This is a genomic window from Dactylosporangium sp. NBC_01737 (assembly GCF_035963215.1).
Lineage (GTDB): Bacteria > Actinomycetota > Actinomycetes > Mycobacteriales > Micromonosporaceae > Dactylosporangium.
This window is the reverse complement of the sequence record NZ_CP109153.1, coordinates 8,424,389-8,449,322: the sequence shown is the minus strand read 5'-3', so window position 1 is coordinate 8,449,322 and position 24,934 is coordinate 8,424,389. Positions and strand designations below refer to the sequence as shown.

General features: G+C 74.1%; 22 protein-coding genes. 7 read left to right on the top strand and 15 right to left on the bottom strand.

Features of this window, described 5'->3' with window-relative positions; genetic code table 11:
• The 6 genes from OHA72_RS38225 to OHA72_RS38200 are packed head-to-tail and all read right to left on the bottom strand — an operon-like array spanning position 1 to position 8,385.
• A complete protein-coding gene (locus OHA72_RS38225; RefSeq protein ID WP_327000943.1) occupies positions 1 to 2,163 on the bottom strand; it encodes a GNAT family N-acetyltransferase in 2,163 nt (720 codons plus the stop codon).
• Positions 2,160 to 3,266, bottom strand: a complete 1,107-nt coding sequence (locus OHA72_RS38220; protein ID WP_327000942.1) for a glycosyltransferase — start codon at positions 3,264 to 3,266, stop codon at positions 2,160 to 2,162. Before OHA72_RS38220 ends, OHA72_RS38225 begins: the two co-directional genes overlap by 4 nt.
• The gene (locus OHA72_RS38215; protein ID WP_327000941.1) at positions 3,263 to 3,967 is read right to left on the bottom strand and encodes a polysaccharide deacetylase family protein; all 705 of its coding nucleotides are present in this window, start codon (positions 3,965 to 3,967) and stop codon (positions 3,263 to 3,265) included. Before OHA72_RS38215 ends, OHA72_RS38220 begins: the two co-directional genes overlap by 4 nt.
• Entirely contained in the window at positions 3,957 to 5,537 is a 1,581-nt protein-coding gene (locus OHA72_RS38210; RefSeq protein ID WP_327000940.1) for a lipid II flippase MurJ, read from the bottom strand. Before OHA72_RS38210 ends, OHA72_RS38215 begins: the two co-directional genes overlap by 11 nt.
• Complete coding sequence (locus OHA72_RS38205) at positions 5,534 to 6,949, bottom strand: O-antigen ligase family protein (RefSeq protein WP_327000939.1); 1,416 nt, start codon at positions 6,947 to 6,949, stop codon at positions 5,534 to 5,536. The genes OHA72_RS38210 and OHA72_RS38205 overlap by 4 nt, the downstream gene beginning before the upstream one ends.
• On the bottom strand, positions 6,946 to 8,385 hold the full coding sequence (locus tag OHA72_RS38200) for a sugar transferase (protein ID WP_327000938.1): 1,440 nt from the start codon (positions 8,383 to 8,385) through the stop codon (positions 6,946 to 6,948). The genes OHA72_RS38205 and OHA72_RS38200 overlap by 4 nt, the downstream gene beginning before the upstream one ends.
• 250 nt (positions 8,386 to 8,635) lie before the next feature.
• Here OHA72_RS38200 and OHA72_RS38195 point away from each other — a divergent pair, with 250 nt between their 5' ends.
• The gene (locus OHA72_RS38195) at positions 8,636 to 9,286 is read left to right on the top strand and encodes an HAD family hydrolase (RefSeq protein WP_327000937.1); all 651 of its coding nucleotides are present in this window, start codon (positions 8,636 to 8,638) and stop codon (positions 9,284 to 9,286) included.
• 48 nt (positions 9,287 to 9,334) lie between these two features.
• On the opposite strand, the gene OHA72_RS38190 is transcribed toward OHA72_RS38195, so the two are convergent.
• From OHA72_RS38190 to OHA72_RS38150, 9 genes are read right to left on the bottom strand one after another with little or no spacing between them, the layout of a single operon-like run.
• Positions 9,335 to 11,128 carry an ABC transporter ATP-binding protein gene (locus tag OHA72_RS38190; RefSeq protein WP_327000936.1) on the bottom strand — a complete coding sequence of 598 codons (1,794 nt, stop codon included), beginning with the start codon at positions 11,126 to 11,128 and terminating at the stop codon, positions 9,335 to 9,337.
• The gene (locus tag OHA72_RS38185; RefSeq protein ID WP_327000935.1) at positions 11,125 to 13,026 is read right to left on the bottom strand and encodes an ABC transporter ATP-binding protein; all 1,902 of its coding nucleotides are present in this window, start codon (positions 13,024 to 13,026) and stop codon (positions 11,125 to 11,127) included. The genes OHA72_RS38190 and OHA72_RS38185 overlap by 4 nt, the downstream gene beginning before the upstream one ends.
• The gene (locus OHA72_RS38180; protein WP_327000934.1) at positions 13,023 to 14,009 is read right to left on the bottom strand and encodes a Gfo/Idh/MocA family protein; all 987 of its coding nucleotides are present in this window, start codon (positions 14,007 to 14,009) and stop codon (positions 13,023 to 13,025) included. Before OHA72_RS38180 ends, OHA72_RS38185 begins: the two co-directional genes overlap by 4 nt.
• The gene (locus OHA72_RS38175) at positions 14,006 to 14,716 is read right to left on the bottom strand and encodes an HAD family hydrolase (RefSeq protein ID WP_327000933.1); all 711 of its coding nucleotides are present in this window, start codon (positions 14,714 to 14,716) and stop codon (positions 14,006 to 14,008) included. Before OHA72_RS38175 ends, OHA72_RS38180 begins: the two co-directional genes overlap by 4 nt.
• 5 nt (positions 14,717 to 14,721) lie before the next feature.
• Complete coding sequence (locus tag OHA72_RS38170; protein WP_327000932.1) at positions 14,722 to 15,717, bottom strand: NAD-dependent epimerase/dehydratase family protein; 996 nt, start codon at positions 15,715 to 15,717, stop codon at positions 14,722 to 14,724.
• The gene (locus tag OHA72_RS38165; protein ID WP_327000931.1) at positions 15,714 to 16,370 is read right to left on the bottom strand and encodes an SIS domain-containing protein; all 657 of its coding nucleotides are present in this window, start codon (positions 16,368 to 16,370) and stop codon (positions 15,714 to 15,716) included. Before OHA72_RS38165 ends, OHA72_RS38170 begins: the two co-directional genes overlap by 4 nt.
• Positions 16,370 to 17,605: a glycosyltransferase family 2 protein gene (locus OHA72_RS38160; protein WP_327000930.1), complete on the bottom strand. Its 1,236-nt coding sequence runs from the start codon at positions 17,603 to 17,605 to the stop codon at positions 16,370 to 16,372. The genes OHA72_RS38165 and OHA72_RS38160 overlap by 1 nt, the downstream gene beginning before the upstream one ends.
• Positions 17,602 to 18,336: a PIG-L deacetylase family protein gene (locus OHA72_RS38155; protein WP_327000929.1), complete on the bottom strand. Its 735-nt coding sequence runs from the start codon at positions 18,334 to 18,336 to the stop codon at positions 17,602 to 17,604. The genes OHA72_RS38160 and OHA72_RS38155 overlap by 4 nt, the downstream gene beginning before the upstream one ends.
• Positions 18,337 to 18,349: 13 nt before the next feature.
• Positions 18,350 to 19,552 (bottom strand): DegT/DnrJ/EryC1/StrS family aminotransferase, encoded by a 1,203-nt coding sequence (locus OHA72_RS38150; protein WP_327000928.1) that lies wholly within the window; start codon positions 19,550 to 19,552, stop codon positions 18,350 to 18,352.
• A gap of 328 nt (positions 19,553 to 19,880) precedes the next feature.
• Here OHA72_RS38150 and OHA72_RS38145 point away from each other — a divergent pair, with 328 nt between their 5' ends.
• From OHA72_RS38145 to OHA72_RS38120, 6 genes are read left to right on the top strand one after another with little or no spacing between them, the layout of a single operon-like run.
• Entirely contained in the window at positions 19,881 to 20,669 is a 789-nt protein-coding gene (locus tag OHA72_RS38145) for a hypothetical protein (protein ID WP_327000927.1), read from the top strand.
• Positions 20,666 to 21,565 (top strand): hypothetical protein, encoded by a 900-nt coding sequence (locus tag OHA72_RS38140; protein WP_327000926.1) that lies wholly within the window; start codon positions 20,666 to 20,668, stop codon positions 21,563 to 21,565. Before OHA72_RS38145 ends, OHA72_RS38140 begins: the two co-directional genes overlap by 4 nt.
• Positions 21,562 to 22,149, top strand: a complete 588-nt coding sequence (locus OHA72_RS38135) for a D-glycero-alpha-D-manno-heptose-1,7-bisphosphate 7-phosphatase (RefSeq protein ID WP_327000925.1) — start codon at positions 21,562 to 21,564, stop codon at positions 22,147 to 22,149. Before OHA72_RS38140 ends, OHA72_RS38135 begins: the two co-directional genes overlap by 4 nt.
• On the top strand, positions 22,146 to 23,186 hold the full coding sequence (locus OHA72_RS38130) for a GHMP family kinase ATP-binding protein (RefSeq protein WP_327000924.1): 1,041 nt from the start codon (positions 22,146 to 22,148) through the stop codon (positions 23,184 to 23,186). Before OHA72_RS38135 ends, OHA72_RS38130 begins: the two co-directional genes overlap by 4 nt.
• Positions 23,179 to 23,835 carry a histidine phosphatase family protein gene (locus OHA72_RS38125; RefSeq protein ID WP_327000923.1) on the top strand — a complete coding sequence of 219 codons (657 nt, stop codon included), beginning with the start codon at positions 23,179 to 23,181 and terminating at the stop codon, positions 23,833 to 23,835. Before OHA72_RS38130 ends, OHA72_RS38125 begins: the two co-directional genes overlap by 8 nt.
• Positions 23,832 to 24,932 (top strand): hypothetical protein, encoded by a 1,101-nt coding sequence (locus OHA72_RS38120; RefSeq protein ID WP_327000922.1) that lies wholly within the window; start codon positions 23,832 to 23,834, stop codon positions 24,930 to 24,932. The genes OHA72_RS38125 and OHA72_RS38120 overlap by 4 nt, the downstream gene beginning before the upstream one ends.
• Positions 24,933 to 24,934: the final 2 nt, after the last annotated feature.

The following is a 24,934-nucleotide window of genomic DNA, read 5'->3' as shown; positions in this document are numbered from 1 at the left end:
TCACCGCCCCGGCCCGCTCGCCCGGCGCCACCGGAGCCGGTCGCGCAGTGCGCGCAGGCCCGGCAGCCGGCGCTTGGCCAGCAGGACCGCCGCGCGGCGGGCGCGCACTGCGGTGGCGTAGAGCCAGGCCCGGGGGCTGCCGCCGCGCACGAGCAGGACCCGCTGGTTCACCGACTCCGCCGGCCGCCACCGCAGCTTGTACGGTTCGGCGCCGCGCAGCATGCTCATCGTGGCGCAGCCTCGCCGGACCGCGAGCGGCAGCGTGTCACTGAGCAGCAGCGTGGTGATGTCGACCCGGTCGCGCAGGGACGGTTCGGCGCCGTACAGGTACCCGCCGACGAGGTCCTGCCCGACGACCGCGAGCGACGAGGCGACCAGCTGCCCGTCGAGGCGGTACTCGAACAGCTCGGCCTGCCCGTCCCGGATCATCTCGCGGGTGGCGGCACGCAGGTGCCGGGCGAACCCGGCGCGGACGTGCTCGGGATTGACCTGGCGGCCCTGCCACTGCCGGGTGTGCAGCGCGAGCAGGTCCCCGACGGCGCGGTCGGCCTCCTCGGCGGTCACGGTCCGCACGTCGAGGCCGAGCTTGCGGATCTGGTTGACCCGCCGGCGCACCGTCTTGCGGGTGTGGCCGGGCAGGTCGGCGACGAGGTCGTCGAGGCCGCGGGCCGGCAGCTCCAGGCACAGTGAGGCGGTCACGAGGTGGTGGCGACCGCGCCATGCCCCGGTCAGCAGCGTGCCGGCGGCGGAGCCGGGGCGTGTCTCGGGCAGATCGAGGACCTGCCAGCCGGAGACGTGGGCGAGGGCGTCGGCGAGCGCCCGGGCGGCCGGTTCGGCGAGCGCATCGTCGACGAGGACGTCCCCGAAGTCCGACAGGTCCCCGCCGACCGGGGTCAGCACCGAGCAGAGCCAGCGCCGCTGCCGCTGCAGGGCGGCGGCGGCCACCAGGCGACCGTCGAGCCGCACGAGGACCAGCCGGAGCCGGCCGGGTCGCCCGTACGTACGCCACCAGGAGGTGAGCCAGGCGTGTGTCTGGAAGGGGGTCGCCGTGGCGCAGCGGCCGAAGAGATCGGTCCACTCGGGCCGGATCTCGGCCAGGGCGGCGTCGTCCCGGCGGACCTCGACCGACCAGGCGCTGACCGGCCGGCCGCCGGGCACGGCATTGTCCACAGTGCTCAGAGGGTTCACAGCGACTCCCTGCGGATGACGACGGCACGGCCGACGATCTTCGGTGGTTCGACCGGCCGCCGCGGCGGCGTGACGGCGTCGCGGTCCGGTTCGTCCGGCGGCGCGACGGCGGGCTCCACCCGCGCGGCGCTCCAGGCTCGGACCTCCGGCGGCGCGACGGCCGGCTCCGCCGGCGCGGCGCTCCAGGCGAGCCCCCGGCGGCGCGACGGCGGGCTCCGTCGGCGCGGCGCTCCAGGCGAGGGCCTTCGGTGGCGGGCCGGCGCCGGCCTGGGGCGGCGGCACCGGCACGAGGGCGGTGGCGACGGACGCGGACGCCCAGACGGTCCGCGGCCGGGCGGGCGCCATGGTGACGATGTCGTGGCCGGAGTCCTGCTCCGCCGTGGCGACGGCGGTGGCGACGGCGGTAGCGACGGTCCGGCGCCGGGCCCGGCCCACGCCGGTCAGCGCCGCCAACCCACCCACCAGCAGGCCGGCCGCCGCGCCGACGGCCAGTTCCAGCGGCGGCTTCGGCGACGACGGCGCGGCCGGGGTGACCGCCGGGGCCAGGACGGACGCCGAGACCCGGGTCTCGGCCTTGCGGGCGGTGGCGTAGTCCGCGAGGGCCTTCGCCACGGCGTTCGCCACGTCGGCGGTGCGCTTGGCTTCGGTGCCGGTGGCGGTGATCTCGATGACCGGCGCGTCCGGCGACGTCGTCGCGGTCACCGCCGACAGCCCGTCGCGGGATCCGAGCGCGGTGGCCGCCGCCTCGGCGACCGGCCCGTTGGTGACGATCCGGCCGTACGCCTGGGCGAAGTTGACCGCCGCGAACGGTTCGCCCGGCTCGGCGGTGAGCACGACGTACGCCTGGGCCCGGTAGGTCGGGGTCCTGACCACGCCGTAGACGCCGCCGGCCGCCGCACCGAGGACGGTGACGACGACGAGCAGGCCGAAACGCCGCACGAGCCCGGCGAGGATCGTCGATGGTGTGCCGCTCATGTCGCTCGACTCCAAACTCGGTCCGGCCGCACGAGTCGTCCGTACAACTGATCCAGGGCACCGGCGACGCCGCCGATGTCGTGCTCGGCGACGGTCGCCGCCGGCGTGGTCCGGGCGGTGGTGCCGGACCGGGCGAGTTCGGCCCGCAACGCGTCGCGCAGCGCGGCCGGCGTTCCCGGTACCCGTCGCGCCGCCCCGTGCGGGTGGGCCTCGATCGGCGGGCAGTGCACGTAGACCACGGGCAGGCCGGCGGCGAGCGCCTCGACGACCGCCATCCCGTACGTCTCCTGCGGCGACGGCGAGGCGAACACGTCCATCGCGCAGAGCGCGGCGCGGGCGTGTGGCAGGCCGCCGGCGAAGACCACCCGGTCGGCGATGTCCAGCTCGGCGGCCAGGGCGGCGAGTCCGGCGCGGGCGGAGCCGTCACCGGCCAGCAGCAGCGTGGTGTCCGGCAGGGCCGCCACCGCGCGGAGGAGCACGTCGAACCGTTTGGTGGGCTCCAGCCGCCCGACCCCGCCGACGACCTGGGCCCGCGCCGGGATCCCGAGACGGACCCGGGTCGCCAGGCGCAGCGCGGGATCGTGGCGCAGTTCGGCCGGGTCGATGCCGTTGGGGATCACCACGATCCGGCGGTCCGGCACGCCCCAGGCGACGAGGCGCTGCCGGACGGTCTCGGACACCGCGACGGTGACCCGCCCGAGGCGTTCGGCGGCCAGGTACAGCGCCCGGACGGCGGCGGTCGCCGGGCGTGCCTCGATGATCCCGTCGCCGAGCGAGTGTTCGGTCGCCACGACCGCCCGGACCCCGGCCAGGCGGGCCGCGACCCGGCCGTACACGCAGGCACGGTACAAGTGGGTGTGGACCACGTCGAAGCGCCCGGACCGGATGAACGCGGCGAGCCGAGGGATCGCGGTCAGGTCCCGGTTGCCGCGCATGCCGAGGTCGTGCACCGGGATCCCGGCCGCGCGGATCGCGGTGGCGACCGGCCCGGGGTTGGTCAGCGTGACGACCGCCGGCTCGCCGGCCAGCCGGGGCAGCACCAGGCGGAGCTGGTGCTCCGCGCCGCCGACACCGAGCCCGGTGATGACCTGCAGGACTCTCATCGCGCACCGCCCGCGACGATCCGGTGCCGCAGCCACTTGACGGCCAGCCGGGCGGCGCCGTCGCGGTCACCGACGAAGACCCTGGGCAGCGCGTACCGGCGGTCCAACGTGGACCTCCCGACCGCGCAGGCGTACCCGTACCCGGCCGCCCGGACCGCTTCGACCTCGCGGGCGCCGACCTTCCCGTACGGGTAGCAGAACCCGGCGACGTCCTGGCCGCAGAGCGCGCCGAGGGCCGCCCGGCTGGCGCCGACCTCGGCGGCCAGGGCGGCCGGGCCGGCCGCCGGCAGCGGACGGTGCAGCAGCCCGTGCGAGCCGATCTCCATGCCGGCGTCGGCGGTCCGGCGCACGTCGTCCGCGGTCATCAACGCCTTGCGCGGACCGGGCCGGTCCCAGGCGTTGTCGCCGCCGAGCCGGCCGGCCAGGACGAACACGGTCGCGGTGCAGCCGTACCGGTTGAGCAGCGGCATCGCCTCGGTGACGAAGTCGGCGTACCCGTCGTCGAACGTGAGCCCGACGAGCCGGTCCGCGGTGCCGGCCTCGCGCGCCCGGAGCAGCTCCCGCATCGCGACGCCCCGCCACCCGGCCCGGCGCATCCAGCGCAGCTGGCCGGCGAACCGGTCCGGCCGCACGGTCACCTGGAACGGGTCGCGGTCGCAGTGCTCGACCGAGTGGTACATCAGCACGAGGTCATCGCGCACGGCGGACCCTCCGTCCCACCTGCGAGACCAGCGTGCCGATCTCGTCGAACCCCGACAGCCGGGCCGCCACCGCGAACGTGCCGAGGACGACGGCGCCGCCGGCGACACTGACCACAGTGGACCCGAGGTCTTCCAGCAGCCGCCCGGCCAGCCAGCCGGCTCCGGCCGCCGCGCCGGCGGCGAAGGCCGCCCGGGCCACCGTCGAGGCGGTCTCCCCCAGCGGGACGGGCACCTCGCGGCGGCGCAGCCCGGCCAGCAGCAGCACGGCGGCGGTCGTGATGCCGAGGCCGTTGGCCGCGGCGATCCCGGTCGCCCCCAGGTGCGCGACCGTCAGCGCGGCGGCGACCGCGTTGACGGCCACGCCGGCGCCCACCGCCACGGCCGGGAACCAGGTGCTGCCGCCGGCGGCGAAGTACGGGCGGGTGGCGACACCGACCATCGCGTGCCCCAGCAGCCCGACCGCGTACACGCGCACGATCGCGGCGACCGCGTCGGTGTCGGCGGCGGCGAACGCGCCCCGTTCCAGCAGGGTCTGCACGACCGCCGGGGCGAGGGCGAAGAGGTATGCCGAGCCGAGCAGGATCAGCACCGTCACCACCCGCAGGTCGGCGGCGAACCGTCGCCGTGCCAGGGGAAGGTCACCGGCCGCGACGGCGCGCGCGAGGGCGGGGAACGTGACGGTGCACACCAGCAGCGCGACGAGCATCGGCAGCTGAGCGAGCTTCTGTGCGTAGTTCAGGTGGGAGATGGCGCCGGCGGGCAGTTCCGAGCCGAGGAACCGCTCCACGTACACCTGTGACTGCCGGCCGAGCGTGTAGACCACGACGGGGGCGACGGCGCCGAGGGCGAGCGCACCGGCCGGTCCGCCGAGCGGTCCCGTCGCCCGGCGGAGCCAGTGACGCGGGTGCGGCAGCCCGACGCGGCGCAGATAGGCCGGCAGCTGCACCAGGGCCATCAGCATGCTGCCCAGCGCGACGCCGGCGGCGGCGCTGACGACCCCGATCCGGCCGTGCAGTGTCCACATGAGACCGACGATCCCGGCGTTGTACGCGAGGTGGATCGTGGCGGGCACGGCGAAGACCTGGTGCGCGCGCAGCGCCGCGCTGAGGTACCCGGCGATCCCGAACCCGAGCACCGTGACGGCGGTCAGCCGGGTGCAGGTGACGGCGAGCGCCGGGTCGGCGAGTCCCGGCGCGATGACGCGGACCAGCAGGGGCGCGCCCAGCATCACCGCCGCCGAGCCGGCGACCAGCACGACCACCACGCGGGGCAGCGTCGCCGCGACCAGGTCGCGGACCGACCCCTGCCGGGCAAGGGTCCGGCTGAACAGCGGCACCATGACCAGCGACATGGCGCCCTCGACGACCAGGCAGAACGCCGTCTCGGGCACGGTCCAGGCGACCAGGAACGCGTCGGTCGCGCCGTCCGCGCCGAAGTACCGGGCCAGCAGCACGTCACGGACCAGGCCGAGCCCCGAGCCGGAGATGGTGATGACGACGGTGATCAGCGCGGCGGTCACGAGGGTCCCCCGCGCGGAGACCGGCGGCGTGGGTGCGGTCTGTGCCGTCATCGTGGGACCTCCGGCGACGTCGTGCGCGGCACGATGACCGTGCGGCGGGCCACCAGGCCCAGCAGGACGGCGAGCAGGACGCCGGTCGGGCCGGCGCCGATGTCGCCGTAGGAGAAGTCGATGAGCGTCCAGACCATGACGCCCGGCGCCATCAGGTCCAGGAAGCGCGAGCCGACGCCCGGCGGCACCGGATCGGCGGCCGGGCGGCGCCGGAACGCCCCGGCGGTGAGTGCACCCAGCAGCGAGCCGAACGCGAGGATGCCGGCCGTGCCCTGCTCCGCCAGGACCATCAGGTACTGGTTGTGCGCGGACAGCAGCGGCTGGCGGCGGAAGCCGGCCTGCGGGTCGTCGACGTCGCTCCCGGCGGACAGCGACATCGGCGCGTACGTGTCGCGGGCCGCCGCGAAGTCCTTCAGGCCGACCCCGAAGACGGGGTGGTCGGCCCAGATGCCGATCGCGGTGTCCCACAGCGCGTACCGGTCCCGCACGGAGCGGTCGGGCTGCGAGCCGGAGGACACGATGCTGGCGACCCGCTCGTCCACCGTGAACGACGCCGGGCCGACGCCACTGACCAGCACCACGACGGCGAACGCGGCGGTGGCGACGGCGGCGACGCCGAGCCGCCGGCTGAAGACGAAGACCTGCACCACGACCGCGCAGGCGGTGGCGATCCAGGCGCCCCGGCTGAGCGAGAAGCCCAGCGGCACCGCCAGCAGCGCGGCGGCGGCGAGGAGGGCGAGGCGGATCCGGCCCCGCGCGGCCAGTCCGAGGGCGAGGGTGACGACGATGCCGTACCCGACCAGGGCACCGAGCGCCATGACCTGTTCGGCGCCGAACGTGCCGATCGCGCGGACGTACTGTCCCGCGTACGAGGCGCCGGTGTTCGTGGCCGCCTGCCAGACCCCGATGCCGCCTTCGACGACCGTGGCGGCGACGAACGCGCCGGCGACCAGGAGCACGTCGAGCCGGTCCCGCAGCGCCATCGCCACGGCGATCGGGATGAGGACGAAGAGTTCGGTGTACCGCACGAAACCGACCAGGCTCGCGGCCGGGTCGGAGGCGATCACGGTCGCGACGGCCACCGACAGCACCACCGCGCCGAAGGGCAGCAGCCCGAGCGGCGCGGGCGCGGCGCCGTCGCGCAGGGAACGCCAGAGCGCCGCGGCCACCGCGAACCCGGCGGCGATGTCGGCGACGGTCACCCGCCCGCCCCCGGCCGCCTCCTGCAGGTTGCCCGGCAGGCAGACCAGCAGCAGCGCGGCGGCGACCAGGCAGCTCGGCCGCCGGGCGGCCCAGCCGGCGACGGCCAGGGCCCAGGCCAGCGGCGCCAGCGCGACGCGCAACGGCACCGTGGCGGCGGCGCGCCATCGCCCGGCCGCTGCGGGCGTGGCGCCGAAGGCCGGCGTCTTCATCGCCATCGCCGTGACAGGCCCAGCATCGCACCGACGGTCCGGACCATGATCTTCACGTCGAGGGCGACCGACCAGTTCTCGATGTAGTAGTTGTCGTAGCGGACCCGGTCGGCGATGGAGGTGTCGCCGCGCAGTCCGTGGATCTGCGCCCAGCCGGTGATGCCCGCGGCGACGCGGTGCCGGTCGGCGTAGCCGCCGTAGGTGCGGGCGAACTGCTCGACGAAGTACGGGCGCTCGGGGCGCGGCCCGACGAGCGACATGTCGCCGCGCAGGACGTTGATGAGCTGGGGCAGCTCGTCGAGCGAGGTGGACCGCAGCAGGCGCCCCACCGGTCCGACCCGGTCGTCGGTGTTGATGTTCCAGCGCACCTGCGACTCGCGGTCGGTCGCGGGGGTCAGCGACCGGAACTTGAGGATCGTGAACGGCTTGCCGTCGCGGCCGATCCGCTGCTGCCGGAAGAGCACACCGGCCCGCCCGGACTCCAGCCGCACGGCGATGGCGCAGGCGAGCAGCACCGGCCCGGCCAGCGCCAGGCCGATCGCGGCGCCGGTCACGTCGATGGCCCGTTTCGCCGCCGCGTACAGCCCGCGCATCCGGTCGGGGCGCATGCGCTCCAGCGCGATGCCCTGCACCAGTTCCGCGCCGCCGGACGGCACCGCGAGCTCGAACAGGCGCGGCACCACGTACACCGTGACGCCGCAGCGGCGCCACTGCCGGATGACGCCGATCAGGTCGGTGTCGGGCGCGTTCGGGAATGCCACGATGACGCAGTCCGGCCGGTGCAGGGCGGTGATCCCGGCCAGTTCGTCGACGGGCCCGAGCAACGGCACCGGCAGCGACTCGCCGGTGAGCGCGGGCGGGCCGACGAGCCCGATCGGCCTGATGCCGTATGCCGGGTCGGCCCGCAGCACCTCGGCCAGACGCAGGGCGAGGTCGCCGGAGCCGACGATGAGGGCGCGGTCGCCGGGCAGCAGCCGGCGGCGCTGGTACAGCATGACGTAGACGAGCGTGCGGGCCGGCACGGTCGCGGCGAGCACCACGAGCGGCCACACCACGACAGCGGCCTCGAAGGTCGTCGTCGGCAGGGTGAACCAGGCGGCCACCGGGGTCACCGCGCCGAAGCCGAGCAGCATCCGGGGCAGGTCGTCGAGCACGGAGAGGTGCAGGCGCGGGCGGTACAGCCCGATGCCGGCCAGAGCGGCGGCGGTGAACGCGGCACAGGCCAGGGCGGCCGGCCACGTCGCGCCGGCGGCCAGCCAGAGCGCGACGAACACGGCGACGTCCGCTCCGGCCAGCCGCCACGGCTCACCGGTGCCGGCACCCCGCGTGCGGCGGATCGGCTCGGGCGCCGAGGTCCGGCGCGTGACGATGCCGGCCGCCGGCACCCGGACGCCGGGGCGTTCCCTTTTCGGCACAGCTGCGACATCGTTCGACACGGCACTCTCCTCGGGCGACGACCCGCGACCTGTCTCCGGTCGCGCGAAGTACGTGGCAGGAAAGCGAGAAGTACGATTCTTCGGATCGAAGAACTGTCGGATCAACGGCAATCGAATGGATATCGAAGGTCAATTCCGGCGGTGCTCGCCTCTCGTTTCCGGCTACAGAGTGTCAGCCAGTCCGAACGGCTCACAGTTGCATTTGTCATGAGATACATGAGGCCAATTCGCGTTTTGTGAGGAGCTCCCCATGATCAGATCTGTGGTGTTCGACGTCGGCGAGACGCTGCTGGACGACACCCGCGAGTTCGCGGCGTGGGCCGACTGGATCGGCGTGCCCCGGCACACGTTCTCCGCCGTGCTCGGGGCGGTCACCGCCGAGGGCAGGGACAACGCCGAGACGTTCCAGTACTTCCGGCCGGGCTTCGACCCGCAGGCCGAGCGGGCCCGGCGCGAGGCCGCCGGCCGCGGTCAACAGATCAGCGCCGCCGACCTGTACCCGGACGTGATGCCGGCGTTGCGGCGGTTGCGGGAGGCGGGTGTCTGGGTCGGCGTCGCCGGCAACCAGACCGTCCGGGTGGCCGCGTTGCTGCGCGCATTGCGGCTTCCGGCCGATGCGATCGCCACCTCCGAAGAATGGGGAATCGCCAAGCCCGACCCGGCATTCTTCGACCTCGTCGCCGATTTCGCTCCGGGCGAGCGGTCGCAGATCCTCTACGTCGGCGACCACCGCGACAACGACGTGATTCCCGCACACGCAGCCGGCCTCCGGACGGCATTGCTCCGCCGCGGCCCCTGGGGATTTCTGTGGGCGGATGATCCGCTGGTACGCCGGACCGCCGACTGGGTGGTCGATTCGCTGACGCAACTCGCCGGCCTGCTCCTGGCGTCCACGAACTGAGTTCGGCGGGCAGGCCGCCGCGGGAGCGGGGCCGGACGACGGCGGTGGTCAGCGGTAGGACTGCTCCTGCAGGCCGTAGAGGTCGGCGTAGAGGCCGCCGCGGGCGATCAGTTCGTCGTGGCTGCCCGAGTCGGCGATCCGGCCGCCGACGACGACCAGGATGAGGTCGGCCATCCGTACCGTCGAGAAGCGGTGCGACACGAGGACCGTGATCGTGCCGTAGGCGTCCGCAAGGCGTCTGGCGTTGGCGGCGTACTGCTCGAACAGCAGGTGTTCGGACTCCGCGTCCAGGTCGGCGGTCGGCTCGTCGAGGATGAGCAGCAGCGGGTCGTTGCGCATCATCGCCCGGGCGACCGCCAGTTTCTGCCACTGACCCTTGGACAGTTCGGCGCCGTCGGTGTACGACTTGCCGAGCTGGGTGGACAGCCCCTGGTCGAGCCGTGGCAGGACGCTCTCGCTGCGGGCCCGGTGCAGCGCCGCCAGGACGGCCGCCTCGTCGTCGATCCGGGGCAGGTCGCCGACGCCGACGCTCTCCCGGGCGATGAACTCGAAGTTGACGAAGTCCTGGAACGCTCCAGCGATCCGCTCGCGCCATTGCGGCAGCGGCAGGAGCGCGAGGTCGGTGCCGTCGACCTCGATGACTCCCCGCGCCGGTTCGTAGAAGCGGCTCAGAAGTTTGACGATCGTCGTCTTGCCGGCGCCGTTCTCGCCGACGACAGCGACCGTCGAGCCGGCCGGCAGGACGATGTCGACGTCCTGCAGGACGGGCTGGCCGGTCTGGGGATAGGCGAAGGTCACGTCCCGCAGCCGGATGCCGTGCCTGATCCGCTCCGGCACGACCGGGGCCGGGCCGGTCGTCGTGGGTCCGGGGCGGGCGACGAGCGCGTCGAGCCAGCGGATGTCGGCCAGGACCCGCGAGACCCGCTGCAGGTCCTGCAGGACCGCGACGGCGGCGGTCACCTGGAGGTTGGCGAGGCCGGCGACGGAGAACACCAGGACCACCTCACCGATGCTGTGGTTGCCTTCGGCGGCGGCGGTCACCACGACCAGGATCGCGGCGATGTAGCCCGCGGCGAACAGCAGCTGGCCGACGATCCGCAGGGCGGCGGCCCGCACCTCGGCGCGCCACACCGCCCGGGTCGCGACCGTCCACTGTGTACCGTGGCGGGAGCGCAGTTCGCCGGCGAGGCCTGCTGTGCGGACCTCCTTCGCCGCTGCGGCCTCCGTGGCGACGGAGAAGATGTGTTTGGCGCGGCGGGTCGGCTCGGCGGCGGCCTCGCGGCCCTTGGCCTGCAGCGTCTGGGCGCGGCCGCTGAGCCACACCGCGGGCAGTGCCGTCAGCGGCAACAGCAGCAGCAGCGGGTCGAGCCGGGCCAGCAGGACGCCGGTGATGAGCAGGGACAGCGAGACGCTCGCCGCGGACAGCAGGGCCTCCATGCTGCTGTACCCGACGCGCTCCACCTCGTGCCGCAGGACCTGCATCTTGTCCGCGTACTCGGGGCGCTCATGGTGATCGAGCCCGGCCGAGCCGTTGGCGAGCTCGATGAGCTGCCGTTCCTTCGTCAGCAGGTTGATCTCGCCGAGCTCGAAGTAGAAGACGTGCGCGAAGTGGGCCAGGGTGATCGACGAGATGACGAGGGCCGCGGTCACGGCTCCGGCGGCGGCGGCCCGGCCGGCATCGTGTGCGACGGCGGCGTCGGTGAGCGCGCCGAGGCCGACCGCCGACAGGGGCAGCGACGCGGCGGCGGCGAGCTTGAGGATCACCGAGGCGGCGAGCTTGCCCGGGCTCTGCCGCCAGCACAGCGTCAGCAGCTCGCGGCAGGCCCTGAACGTGTCCTTCATCCTGTCACCTGGCCCGCCGGCAGGTCGTGGCCGTCGACGAACCGCCCGGCCTGCAACGTGAACAGCCGCGCGTAGCGGCCGTCCCGGGCCATGAGCTCGTCGTGGGTGCCGCGTTCGACGACCCGGCCGGCTTCGAGCACGACGATCGTGTCGGCCCGGCGCACGCTGGAGAACCGGTGGGAGATCAACAGCGACGTGACGCCCTTCGTGAGGTCGAGGAACCGGTCGAAGAACGCCGCCTCGGCGCGGACGTCCAGGGCGGAGGTCGGTTCGTCGAAGATGAGCAGGCGGCTGCCCGCGCCGGCGGCGTACAGGGTCCGGGCGATGGCGATGCGCTGCCACTGCCCGCCGGACAGGTTCCGTCCGCCGTCGTAGGCGCGCGACAGCGGCGTGTCGAAGCCGAGCGGGAGGCGTTCGATGAAGTCGAGCGCGCCGGCCAGGTCCGCGGCGCGGCGGATCCGCTCCGGGTCGGGCGGCACGTGCGCGGCGCCGAAGGCGATGTTCTCCGCCACCGACAGCTCGAACTTCACGAAGTCCTGGAAGATGACGCTGACCTGCTGCCGCCACAGCTGGAGCGGGAAGTCGCGGATGTCGTGGTCGCCGAAGCGGACGCTGCCGGAGGCCGGCTCGTACAGCCGGGTGAGCAGCTTCGCGATCGTGGTCTTCCCGGCGCCGTTGACCCCGACGAGGGCGGTGCACCGGCCGGCCTCCAGTTCCAGGTCGAGGCCGTCGAACACGGCGCGCTGCGAGCCGGGGTAGGCGAAGCTGACGCCGGAGAACCGCACCGACGGGCGCGCGACGGCCACCGGGTCGGCGGTGCCCGTGCGGTCCGCGTCCGGCGGAAACGCCGACGGATACGTGGACGCCACCTCGGAGAAGCGGTCGAGGGCGCTGAGGGCGAGCATGCCGAGCTGCGTGACGTCGTCGGACTCGGGGTAGTACTCGGCGAGGAACAGCGCCGCGACCGTCGCCTGCAGCGCCAGCGCCAGCTCGGTCAGCGACGTGGCGCCGCCCGCGCCGGCCCGGCCGATCATGACGAACACCATGACGGCCACGCACAGGCCGATCGCCGTATACCCGAGGAAGGGCACCAGCAGGATCCTGCGCCGGGCCCGCCACACCGGGTCGAGCCAGGCCCGGTAGACGGTCTCGTACCGGTCGACGAGCCAGTGGATCAGGCCGAAGATCCGCAGCTCCTTCGCCGCTTCGGCGCGCAGGCCGAGGTCGCGCAGGTAGAGCGCGTGCCGGAAGGTCGGGATCGCCTTGCCCCACTCGGCCGAGTACCTGCGCAGCCCGCCGCGGTTGCCGTAGCGGAACACCATGACGGCCGTGGCGAGCGCCGCCGCGGCGAGCCACGAGACCGCGACGCCGACGAGCACCGCGAACCCGGCCAGGCGGGTGTACCGGGCGACGAGCGCGAGCAGGCCGGCGCAGGCCTGCCCCGGGGTCTCCATGCTGCCGTCGATGCCTCGGCCGGCCTCCTTCATGGCGTCGAGGGCGTCCTGGTCCTCCATCGGCGCGATACCGGCCCCGGCCAGCGCGACCGTCATGATCCGCTGGTGGACGTACCCGTCGACGCGCCGGCGCATCAGTTCCCCGAGCGCGACCTGGGCCGGTGCCAGGGCCTGCTGCAGCACGAAGATCGCCGACGCGACCAGGAACGTCACGATGAGCCGGTCCCACGCGGCCGAACCGACCCCGCCCGCGACGGCGTCCGGGACGCTGCCGATGACGATGCTCGACGCGACGACGAACGCGACCGGCGCGACCCCGAGCACGACGTTGACCAGCAGCAGGACGGCGACGAGTGGCCGGCCCGCCCGCGGGATGAGGCGCGCGATCAGCACCCGGGGCCGGACGGCCTCCGCCCACCAGTGGTCGACGGCCCGGGTGCTCACGCCACTGCCTCCTGCCCGGTCACGGCGACCGCGTACCGGTGGCCGTCGATGATCTCCAGCGCCGTCGTGACGTCCTCGACGTGCCTCGCCCGGAACGCGGCGTCGGTCAGGGCCCGCCGCATCAGGTCGAACGCACCGGTCGCCTTCTCCCGGCCGGGCCGGTCCGGCAGCGGCGGGTCGTCGAGGTCGCACCGCAGCGAGCCGGTGCTGCCGTAGGCGGTCATGCTCGCCTCGACCGTGCCGGCCCAGGGCCGGTAGGCGACCTCGACCCGGCCGATGACGTCGCCCCACTGGCCGATGCCGATCGCGGCGTTGCCGTGCACGGGGGTGACGGTGCCCTCGGGTCTGACCGGGACCGGCAGGCGGACGCCGTTGCGGTACCAGGTGAACCGGTCGGGCCGCCCGAGCAGCCGGACCATCGGCGCGACGGCGTAGGGCGCGAGGTCCCGGATCACGCACGAGTCGGCGCCGAAGAACCAGGCGCGATCGGCGTCGATGTAACCGCGGCGGGCGGGGCCGGCGGCGGTGAACACGCCGTGGACCTCGCCGGTGACCCCGATCCCACCGTCGCGGACCCGGTCGAGGAGCGCTTCGACGCCCGAGAAGTACGCGGTGACCGGCGCGGCCACCAGCACCCGCCCGGAGCGTTGCGCGAGCGCGGCGAGGTCGGTCCACTGCGCCGGGGTCGGCGCGGCGGGCTTCTCCGAGAACACGTGGTGGTGCAGGTCGAGCAGGCGCCGGGTCACTTCGGCGTGCCGCGGGCCGGGGACCAGGTTGAGCGCGACGGCGTCGCCCTCGGCCCGCGGCAGCGCGTCGAGGCTGTCGAGCAGGGTCGCCTTCGGCAGGAGCCGGGCGGCCGCGGCCCGCCGCTCCTCGGACGGTTCGACGACCGTCAGCGCCTCCTGCGCGGCGACGAGTTCCGGGCCGTACAGGACCTCGGCGATGCGGCCGTATCCGACCAGCACGTCGGCGTTGTTCGTCACTGCAACCACGTCGCGAACGCGGCGAGGGACGGCACGTGCAGGTGGCCGTCCCGGTCGGGGCAGTCGTCGTACGGGTCGAAGTGCACCGGCAGCACCCCGGCCGCGCGGGCGGCGTCGACGTCGTTGCGGACCGAGTCACCGACGCACACGCAGCGGTCTGGGGTGCTGCCGAGCAGGCCCGCGGCGAGCCGGAAGATCTCCGGGTCGGGCTTGTGCACGCCCAGCGTGGCCGAGTCGATCACGGCCGTGACCTCCATCCCCTCCCCGGGGCCGACCTGCGCGATGCCGAGCCGCCTGACCATCTCCTCCGCGCCGCCCTCGGAGTTGGTCACCAGCGCGATGTGCGGCAGGTGCACCTCGATCAGGCGCAGCGCGGCGATGTCGCCGGTGAGGTCACGCGGCACCCAGGAGGAGAACAGCACGATGTCGCGCAGCTCCTGGAACGCGGCGCGGACCTGCTCGGGCGTTGCCCCGGCGGCCACGACGAACCGGAACACGAAGTCGTCGTCGTCGTCACCGGGTCCGAGGCCGGCACCGACCTTGCCGTGGCAGTACAGCGCCCGGTCCAGGGAGTCGGCGGTGACGGCGTGGCCCGCGCCGAGCGCGGCGACGATCCGCGCCGGGTCGGGCCGCACCAGCAGCCCGCCCACGTCGAGCAGGAGCACCTCCTTCGCGCGGACCGCGTCCCGGGTCTCGACCAGGCTCACGGCGCTCATCCGCGGGCCGCCGCGCTCGTCGCGGCGCTCGGCGCCGACGGATGTCCGGGCGGGAGCGCCCGCAGCCAGTCCGACACGGTCCCGATGCCCTCCTTCAGGCCGATGCGTGGTTCCCAGCCGAGTTCGGCGCGGGCGGTGGCGATGTCGAGCACGACGCGGCGCACCTCACCGGGCAGCGCGGGACCCCGGACCGGGTCGAGGTCGTGGCCGAGCGCCTCGCGCAGCAGCCGGTAGATGTCGTTGACCGCGGTGCCGATCCCGGTGCCGATGTTCATGAGTCCGGTGCCCCGCCCGGTCGCCAGGACGAACGCCCGTGCGACGTCGGTGACGTGCACGTAGTCGCGGGTGGTGAGACCGTCGCCGTTGATGACGCACGGCCGGCCCGACAGCATGGTCCCGGCGAAGATGGAGACCACGCCCGCCTCGCCGTACGGCGACTGGCGCGGCCCGTACACGTTGCCGAGCGCGAGTGCGGCGTAGTCGAGCCCCGCCTGCTGGCGGTACACCGCGAGATAGTGACCGACGGCCGCCTTCGTGACGCCGTAGAAGGACACCGGGGCCGTGGGGTAGTCCTCGCGCAGCGGCAGTCTCGCCTCGTCGACCGACCCGTAGATCGTCCCGCCGCTGGACGCGAAGACGACCTTGCGGCAACCGGACGCCTTCGCCGCCTCCAGCATCTTCAGCATGCCGATGACGTTGACCCGGGCGTCCTGCATCGGGTCGCGCATCGACACCTTGACGCTGGACTGGGCGGCGATCAGCAGCAGCGCCTCAGGCTGCTCCCGCCGCACGATCCCGGCCGCGGCGTCGTCGGCGATGTCGACCCGGTAGGTGCGCAGCCGGTCGCCCGACGTGCCCGTGGCCGCCCGCAGGTTGTGCTCGGTGCCGGTGGAGAAGTCGTCGAGGACGACCACCTCGTCACCGCGGTCCAGCAGCTGCGCGACGACGTGTGAACCGATGAAACCGGCTCCGCCGGTCACCATGGCCTTCATCGGACGCCCTCCCCCATGCGGTTGTCGGTGTGGTTCGGGGCGGGCTGGAACACCCGGGGACGGCCGCCGTCGAGCTGCCGGACGACCATGTGCCCGAACGCGATGTGCAGGTCCTCGGCGATCCCGTAGTCCCGGTCGCCCATCAGCACCACGTGGTCCAGGTGCGCGGCGACGGCGCCGCGGTGCCCCAGGATGCCGATCGAGGTCATGTGCAGCTCGTGCGCCACCGTCGCGGCGCGCAGCAGGTTCTCCGACTGCCCGCTGACGCTGAGCAGCACCAGGACGTCGCCCGGCTGGCCGCTGGTGCGCAGCTGGTCGGAGAACACGTCGGCATAGGAGCGGTCGTTGGCGATCGCCGTCAGGCGGGAGATGTTCTCGCACAACGCGACGACCGGGACGGCACAGCCGACCGCGGCGGCGGCGTTCGCCCAGTCCGCGGCGATGTGGATGGAGGCGCCGGCGCTGCCGCCGTTGCCGGCGACGTAGACGCGGCGACCCAGCACGAGCGCCCCGTGGATCATGTCCACGGCCGTGCTGAGCCCGTCGCGGTCGACGCGTTGCGCGGCTCTGGCGAGGTCGTCCAGGTAGAGCGCGGCGACCGTGCCGCCGGGATCGGACTGTTTGGGACGATCGGTGGCGGTAGTCGAGTGCATCAACGAACTACGTCCTTCTCGTCGGGAGGGTGTGCCGTGCCCGGATCGGCGGGCCGGCTGTAACGGGCGGGATCTCCGTATTCGCCGCCCGGACTGCGCGGCACGGCCATGGCCGCCCGGTTGATCCTGAGCGTGCCGTCCCGCATCGGGGGTCGCGCGTGGTCGAGGTGGTAGAGCCAGCCGACGGACCTGCGCAGGACGCCGTTGCGGCGCAGCATGAAGTAGAACTCGTTGTCCTCGTCGCCCCAGCCGCGGTAGCGCTCGTCCTGGCCGCCGACCCGGTCGAACAGCTCCCGGGTCGCGACGATCGCGCCGCCGTAGATCTCGCGCATGATGTACCCGCGCAGCCCGGCCCCGTCGGCGCTGACCCCTCGTCCGGTGGCGACGTCGGCGACGACGGTCGCGCTGGAACGGGCGTCCAGGTAGAGCAGCCGGTCGTACGGCAGCAACGCCTCGGCGCCGTCACGCAACGCCTCGACGCACTGCGCCACGAACTCGGGCCCGACGACCATGTCGGCGTCCAGGAGGCAGACCGGGGCGTCCGTCGCCGCGGCGCGCACGCCGACGTTGCGTCCCCAGGCGTAGTTGAACAGACCCGGGTTGGGGGCGAACACGTACCGGTCGACCAGCGGGCCGACCAGCTCGGCGGTCCGCGGCCGGTCGTCCTGCTCGACGGCCACGATCCGCACCCGGTCCGGATCGTGGGTCGCGTGCAGGGCGTTGAGGCAGCACAGCAGGTTGCGCATCCGGTCGGTGCCGGCCTGCGCCACCCGGTAGGAGACCACCACGACGAGGTGCGGATCATGACGGTGCACCGGCCGCGGGCGCATCGCCCCGAGGAGCCGCTGGATCTGCTGCTCCACCGGCTCGAACGCCGTGTCCCGATAGGTCTCGCTCTCGTGCGGCAGGAGCCGCCCGAACTCGGCGATCAGCCGCAGCAGCCGCCGGGCCTCACGCAGCCGCTGCGGGTCCGCGGCCAGCGCCGCCGCCACCGCCGTCTCCAGCCGGGCGCGGCGGTCCCGGTCGCCGGGGCCGCGGCCGTGCGCTGCCAGCGCCGCCGCCACCTCGCCGTCGACGCCGGCGACGAGGCGCTCCAGCGCCCGGTAGTGCGGCTCGACCCGCGTCCACAGCGACGGGCTGACGCTCGCCTCCGGGTCGTGCACCGAGGCCGCCGCCAGCACGGTGAGACGGGCGGCGGCCGCGAGGTCCGGCGCCGCCTGTGTCCCCGCCGTCATTGCGCGATCGCCGGTGTCGTCACCGAGCAGACGAACCAGCCCTCGGTGGCGAGCTGCCCGTCGAGCCAGGTCAGATTGTGGTGGTACCGCCCCAGCCCGGCCAGCTGGGACGCGTGCTCCCGCACCAGCGCGATCTTCGCCGCCGCGTCGGCCGGTGTGAGCTGCCGCAGCTGCAGCTCGCCGAGCTCGACCCCGGCGGGCAGGCACGCCATCGCGTCGGACCAGCGCAGCGTGCCGGTGCGTTCCTCGTCGGGCGTCGACCAGCCGGTGGCGCCGGCGTACGGGCTGTCGGCGTACAGGTACAGCCGGGCGATGCCGAGCCGCTGGGCGGCCAGCACCACGGCGTCGCGGGTGGCGAGGTGGTCCTCGTGGATCCCGATGCCGCTCGGCGCCCAGATCTCACCGGCGGCCGCCAGGTGCGGCTCAAGCGCCGCGGCGACCTCCGTGACGTCCTTCGGGCCCGAATATGGGGAGTCAGTGAATGGCAGGTGGACCGGTGTCGCACCGGCCGCGGCGCACGCCCGCTCGTCTTCCTGCCGGCGGCGCACGGCGGCCGAATGGCCGTCGAGGAATCCGCACCGCCAGTCCCAGCTGGACGGCGGCGTGCCGGGGCCGGGGACGCCGCCGCAGACGGTCAGCACCGTCGCCGGTCGGCCGCCGGTCAGCAGGTTGGCGCCGCAGGACAGCACGGCGTCGTCGAAGTGCGGGGAGACGATCAGTTTGCTGGTCATGTCGGGTCCGCCCTCAACTCGACGCGGCGACGAGCCGCCCCGCCCGCCGCCTGATGTCCGCGAACAGCTCGGCGATGTGCAGCACGGTGCCGCGCTCGGCGAGCAGCGCCCGGTGGTGCATCCAGAGCGTGGTCTCGATCGCCGATTCGGCCACGGGCGCGGCGGCGGCGGTGAAGGAGTGCGTCAGGCCGCGCCGCGTCGGCGCGAATTGACGTTGCGAAAACACATCGAGCATCGTCAAAGAGGGATAGGGATCGACCATTGGCACGCCGAGCTCCGCGAGCAGCGCTTGAAAAGTGCCACGTTGCATTCCGGCAAATTCCTCCGTGACATAGTGCACGACGAATGCGTAATACCCCTGGCTGTCGAGGCGTTCGTCGCGCGTCTGCACCGACAGTCCCGGGATCTGCGCCAGCGCCTCCGCCAGGGCCAGACCGTTGGCGTTGCGGGTCGCGCACTGCTGCGGGTAGCGCCCCAGCTGCGCGGCCAGGACGGCCCCCTGCCACTCCGTCATGCGGCTGTTGGTGCCGATCGACGGGTGGTGGTAGGTGGTGCCGGCGGCGTCCCGGCCGCCGTTGGCGTAGCCCCACGCCGCCACGGCGAGCGCCTCGTCGCCGGTCACGAGGACGCCGCCCTCACCCGACGACATGAGTTTGGACTGCTGGAACGAGAAGCTGCCGAACGCGCCGAAGGAGCCCAGGCCGCGGCCCCGCCAGCGGCTGCCGTGGGCGTGGGCACAGTCCTCCACCAGCGCGAGCGCGCGCCGCTCGCACAGCTCGACGAGCCCGTCGAGGTCGCCCGCCGCGCCGGCCAGGTGCACCGCGATCACCGCTTTTGTGCGCTGCGTCACAGCTTCGTCGACCAGATCGACCCGGATGCACAGCGATCCCGGATCGACGTCGACGATGACCGGCGTCGCACCGACGCGCAGCACGGCGGTGGCGGTCGCGACGAACGTGAGCGCCGGGACGATCACCTCGTCGCCCTCGCCGACGCCGAGCGCGACGAGCGCCGCCTCCAGCGTCGTCGTGCCGTTGGACATGGCCAGGCCGTGCCGCGCGTCCTGATAGCGGGCGAAGTCGGCGGCGAACTGCCGTGTCTGACGGGCCCGGCTGCCCGCCCAGGCCCCGGACCGCAGGGCCGCGGTGAGGTTGTCCTGCTCCTCGGCGGACCATATGGGCCAGGCCGGGAAGTCGTCCGCGGTGAACGCGGGCACGGCCGGGCCGACCGGCACGGACGCGCTCACCGGCCGCCCCCGAAGACCCGGATGCGCGCAGCGTGAAGCCTTTTGTGAATCATTCCCCGTTCCCCCCGTTGCAACGTCGCCTCCCTGAGATCGATCTAGGGAAGCGCTCTCCGGAGGCTAACAAGAACGCACCGCGAGGGTCAATGACGCATTCACCGCCGACATGAATGCGCATTGACAGCAGACAAATCTGTTGCCTAGCATCCTTCGCGCAGGCAACGGGGGCCGGCGCAAAGATCGAATAGACATGTCGCTATACCTCCGTTTTTGCGTGTCCGCAGACGAGGAGGGTGTGCGCATGGCTCCGTTGGTGATACATCTGCGCACCCTGGACGGCCGCGACATCACCGCGGCCGACGACCTCTCGCGGCTCGACCGGGCCGCCGCGGCGCGGCTGTGGACCGTCGTGCCCGTCCTGCCCGCCGCCGGGCGCCCCGAGGCGGTCGCGGCGCTGCTCGACGCGTTCGCCGACGCCAAGGGTGACGGCCGGTTGCCCAACATCCGCGGCATCGCCGTGGGCACCGACCGGGTCGCCGACCTCGCCGTGCTGCTGCGGCACGGCCGCGGCGCCGCCGCCTACGTGCACCTCACCGGCGCCGCGGCCCGTGGCGACCTCGCCGCGGTCCGGCGGCGGTGCTCCGAGCACGGGACGCTGGTCATGGTGGATTCCACCGCCGTCGATCCGGTGACGCTCGGCGACACCGGCGACGGGGTCGCGCGGCTGCTGGTCCGCTCGACCGGCGGGCCCGCCGTGAGCCGGCTCACAACCCTGGCACGCGATGGCGCCCTGACCTTGTGCGTCGACCTCGGCGCGCCCGACCCGGACGTGCACGCCGTCATCCGCCGCGCCGGGCCCGAACACGTCGTCGGCCTGCTCGAGCGGCCCGACGGGACACCGGACCGCCCGCCTGCCGACGACCTTCCGGCCCTCGGTGGCTGGGAGACCCCTGCCCCGGACGGCGTCGCGGCGGCGACCACCCGGCTGCGCCGGGCCGGCTTCAGCGAGGACGACGTCGAGGCGGTCCTCGGCGGCACCGCCGAACGCGCCTTCGCCGGCGCGCGACCGGTCGCGTGGTCCGGCCCGTGAGCCGGCAACCCACCGCGGCGCCCGGCCCGACCCGGCCCGTGGCCCAGCCACGGCTGGTCCGGGACGCGTGGTCGGGGCGGCTCGTCTTCGTCGCGCCGGCCCGTTCGGCGCGCCCGACCGGAGATGACCTGGCCTGCCCGTTCTGCGTGCACGGCGCCGAGGCGCCCGAGCCGTACGCGCCGCCGTACGCGTTCGCCAACCGGTGGCCGGCGATCGGTGCCGGCCGGTGCGAGGTGATCGTGCACGGCGACGACCACGACGACTTCGGCGGCATGCCGGCGGAGCGGATCCACGCCGTCGTCGACCTGTGGGCGGACCGCGGCGCCGACGTCGCCCGGTTGCCCGACGTGGCGTGTGTCCTCGTCTTCGAGAACCGTGGAGCCGAGGCCGGCGCGACCGTCGCGCACCCGCACAGCCAGCTGTTCGGGCTGCCGTTGCGGCCCGAGCACTGGCCGGCCGACGACGGGCGCGGCTGTCCCGGATGCGCCGGCGGTGAGCCCGGCCTGACACTGGCGGAGTCGGCGCACCATCGGGTCGAGGTGCCGGTCGCGCCACTGTCCCCGTTCAGCCTGCGGATCGTGGCCCGCCGTCACGTCGCCGCCCTCACCGATCTGCTGCCGGCCGAACGGGCCGGCCTGGCGCAGGCCATCGCGGATGCGGTGCGTGGGCTCGACCGGGTCGTGGGCCGGCCGATGCCGTACCACCTGTGGGTGCAGCAGGACATCGACCCCGGTCCGGCCGCCCACCTGGCCGTCAACGTCGTCGGCCTGCTCCGGTCACCGACCCGGGCGCTCATCCTGGGTGCCGCGGAGACCGCGACCGGGCTGCGCTTCACCCCGATCGACCCCTACGCCGCCGCCGCGCAGCTGCGCGCCGCCATGCAGGGGAGCCGATGACCGCGCCGGTGCGCATCGACCATGCCACGCCGGGCTCGCCGGCCGCGGTGTTCCTGGACCGTGACGGTGTCGTCGTCACCAACCACCCGGCATACCTGCGTCGCGTCGCCGACGTGGAGCTCCTGCCCGGCGTCGGGCCGGCGCTGCGCCGTCTCAACGCGGCCGGGCGCGCCCTGGTGCTGGTCACCAACCAGGCGGTGGTCGGCAAGCACCTCATCACCTTGGAGCAGGCGCTGGACATCCACCGGCACATCACCGACACCCTGACCCGGGAAGGCGTCATGCTCACGGCGTCCTACCTGTGCCCGCACGTGGCGGCCGACGGCTGCCCGTGCCGGAAACCGGAGCCGGGGATGCTCACCAGCGCCATCCGCGACCTGTCGCTCGACCCGGCGCGCTCGACCATGATCGGAGACGCCTGCACCGACGTCGAAGCGGGCCGGCGGGCCGGCGTCGAGGCGATGCTCGTGCTCACCGGCCGCGGCCGGGACGAGGTCACCAGGCTGCGCGCCCCCGCGACCGTCGTCGAGGACCTGCCCGGCGCGGTGTCGGCGCTCGTGGACCGCTGGAGCGTGACCGCATGACGGCCGTGTCGCCGGCAGTCGCCGTCATGTGCCGGGCGCCGATGCGGGTGTCCCTCGCCGGTGGCGGCACCGACCTGCCCAGCTACGCCAGCCGGTTCGGCGGGCGGGTGCTCACCATGGCGATCGACCGGTTCGTCACCGTCTCCCTGCTCGCCCGCAGCTTCGACGGATCGGTCACGGCCGCCTTCGAGGAGACCCAGGTGACGGCCGGGGTCGAGCACCTGCACAACGCGATCGCGCGGGTCGCGCTGCACCGCCACGGCGTGCACTCGGGCCTGCAGATCGCGTCGTTCACCGACGCGCCGAGCGGCACCGGCCTGGGCAGCTCGGCGGCGTTCGGTGTCGCGTTGCTCGGCGCGCTGGCCGAGGCCGAGGGGCGCGTCCCGGACCCGGTCCGCCTCGCCGAGGACGCCGGCGAGGTCGAACGCACCGACCTGCGGCGGCCGGTCGGCAAACAGGATCACTACGCGGCGGCGCTGGGTGGGGTACTCCTGCTCGACATCGACAGGTCCGGACGGGTGACGCCGGCGCCGGTCGCGGTACCGCCGAGGACGACGGACTATCTGAGCCACCGGCTGCTGGTGTTCCACGTCGGTCAGCGTCGCGACGCGGGCGCCGTGCTCGACGCGCAGGCCACCAGCACGGCCTCCGGTGACCGCGGCACGATCGAGCGGCTCCACGCGCTGCGCGCCCTCGTCGAACCGATGCTCTCCGCCGTGACCGCGGGGGCGGTCGACGAGATCGGTCCGCTGCTGGACCGGCAGTGGCGGATCAAGCGCGAGCTCAGCCCGCACGTGAGCACCTCCACCGTCGACCGGCTGTACGACCTGGCCCGCCGCCACGGCGCCGACGGCGGCCGGCTGCTCGGTGCCGGCGGCGGCGGTTGCCTGCTGGTCAGCGTCGAAGAGGGCCGGCAACCGGACCTGCGGGCCGCCATGGCCGCGGCCGGCGCGCACGAGATCCCGTTCATCCCGTTCGCCGGCGGGGCCGCTGCGACGGCCCTGCCACTCACCTCGAGGGACCACGACTGTGCTTGACCGAATCCTGTTCGCCCGCCACGGCGAGACCGCGGACAACGCGATCAACAAACTGTCGACGTCGCCGCCCGGCCCGCCGCTCAACGACAACGGGGTGGCCCAGGGGCGGGAACTGACGGCGATGCTCGCCGATGTCCCGCTCGTGGCCGTGCACACGACCCCGCTGACCCGTGCCCTGCAGACGGCGCAAATGGTCGTCGACGGGCGCGGGGCGACACCGGTCGTGGTCGACGGCGACCTGCGTGAGTTCTCCGTCGGCGAGCTCGAAGGCCGCGACTACAACGAGGTGTTCGACCAGATCGATCGGACGTGGCGCGCGTGGTGCGTCGACGGCGACCTCGACGTGTCCGTCGCGGCGGGCGGCGAGACCGCCCGGCAGGTGCTGCGGCGGGCCATCCCGGCGGTGCACCGGATGTCGAAGGCCTACGACGGCGGCACCGGTCTGGTGGTGGCGCACAGCGGCGTCCTGCAGCTGCTCATCCCGGCCATCTGCGACAACCTCCCGCACGTCTACGGGTACGACAACTGGCTGCGCAACTGCCAGGTCGTCGAGGTCGCCGTGCACCCCGACCGGTACACGTGCGTCGACTGGGCCGGGGTGCAGCCGCCGGACGGGCCGGTCGTCAAGAGCCCCATCGTGGTCGCGTGACCGTCCGGCCCACCCTGTCCGCGGCCGTCATGGCGCACCCGCGGCGCACGGCCGCCGTGGCGCGGCTGCGCGAGCAGGTCCCCGGCCTCACGGTCGCGATGGATCCGAGGCCCGACGGCCCGCCGACGAGCGTGCGCTCCGCGGCCGTGGCCTGGGCCTCGGCCGACCCCGGCGCCACCCATCATCTGGTGCTGGAGGACGACGCGCTGCCGTGCGCCGACCTGCTCGACGGCTGCGCCGCGCTCATCCGCGGGTTCCCGTCGGCGGCCGTGTCCCTGTTCGTCAACGACAGCGCCCGCACGGCCGCGCTGACCCGCATGGCCGTGTGGTCCGGCCGCGACGCGGCGCAGGTCATCGACATCTACGTGCCGACGCAGGGCCTGATCCTGCCGGCCGGCGCGGCATCCGGCCTGGCGGCGTTCCTGCGCGCCCACGACGACCTGACCGAGGCCGGTGACATCGCCGTGCTGCGCTACCTGCACGGGGCCGGCGTCCCCGTCGTCGTGGCCGTCCCGAACCTGGTCGACCACGACGACCTGACCAGCATCATGGGCAACACCGACCACGGCCGGCGCGGCTCGGTCTGCTACCCGGGGCACGCGCCGCACGGCGACGCCGGACGCCTCTTCGACACGCCGGAGATCATCCCGTACCTGTCGGAGAGCACGACGTGCTCCTTCCTCACCAGCACCCCCGCGTCGGCCGCACCGTTGCGGTCCCGCACCGCCGACATGCTGCACCTGCTCGGCACCGACCACGACGCGTTGCGGGCACAGGCCCCGGCCGCGCCGGCGGGCCTCCCCGCCGCCGCCGTCCACGAGCTGTGGCTCACCGCGTACGCCACCGGGATGCTGCTCACCGGCTCGGGCCGCGCCGACCCCGGCGAGGTCCGGCGGCACGCGGACACCCCGGCCGGGCGGGCCGCCGCCGCGTCGATGGCCTCCGGCGGCCTCGGCCGCGGCGTGCCCGCCCCGCTGCTGGCCGCCGCGGCCGGCCCGCTCGCCGACGTCGTCCTGCACGGCCTCGACCTGGGCTCGGACGCCGGCAGCCTGCGGGGATGGCCGGGCACCGCCGAACTCACGCCCGCACGAACGTAGAG

Coding starts and splice junctions, on each gene's coding strand:
- OHA72_RS38220 (WP_327000942.1), bottom strand. CDS start 3,266: ATGAGAGTCCTGCAGGTCATCACCGGGCTCGGTGTCGGCGGCGCGGAG.
- OHA72_RS38160 (WP_327000930.1), bottom strand. CDS start 17,605: ATGACGGCGGGGACACAGGCGGCGCCGGACCTCGCGGCCGCCGCCCGT.
- OHA72_RS38170 (WP_327000932.1), bottom strand. CDS start 15,717: ATGAAGGCCATGGTGACCGGCGGAGCCGGTTTCATCGGTTCACACGTC.
- OHA72_RS38145 (WP_327000927.1), top strand. CDS start 19,881: ATGGCTCCGTTGGTGATACATCTGCGCACCCTGGACGGCCGCGACATC.
- OHA72_RS38130 (WP_327000924.1), top strand. CDS start 22,146: ATGACGGCCGTGTCGCCGGCAGTCGCCGTCATGTGCCGGGCGCCGATG.
- OHA72_RS38210 (WP_327000940.1), bottom strand. CDS start 5,537: ATGACGGCACAGACCGCACCCACGCCGCCGGTCTCCGCGCGGGGGACC.
- OHA72_RS38205 (WP_327000939.1), bottom strand. CDS start 6,949: ATGAAGACGCCGGCCTTCGGCGCCACGCCCGCAGCGGCCGGGCGATGG.
- OHA72_RS38165 (WP_327000931.1), bottom strand. CDS start 16,370: ATGCACTCGACTACCGCCACCGATCGTCCCAAACAGTCCGATCCCGGC.
- OHA72_RS38195 (WP_327000937.1), top strand. CDS start 8,636: ATGATCAGATCTGTGGTGTTCGACGTCGGCGAGACGCTGCTGGACGAC.
- OHA72_RS38190 (WP_327000936.1), bottom strand. CDS start 11,128: ATGAAGGACACGTTCAGGGCCTGCCGCGAGCTGCTGACGCTGTGCTGG.
- OHA72_RS38225 (WP_327000943.1), bottom strand. CDS start 2,163: ATGAGCGGCACACCATCGACGATCCTCGCCGGGCTCGTGCGGCGTTTC.
- OHA72_RS38135 (WP_327000925.1), top strand. CDS start 21,562: ATGACCGCGCCGGTGCGCATCGACCATGCCACGCCGGGCTCGCCGGCC.
- OHA72_RS38155 (WP_327000929.1), bottom strand. CDS start 18,336: ATGACCAGCAAACTGATCGTCTCCCCGCACTTCGACGACGCCGTGCTG.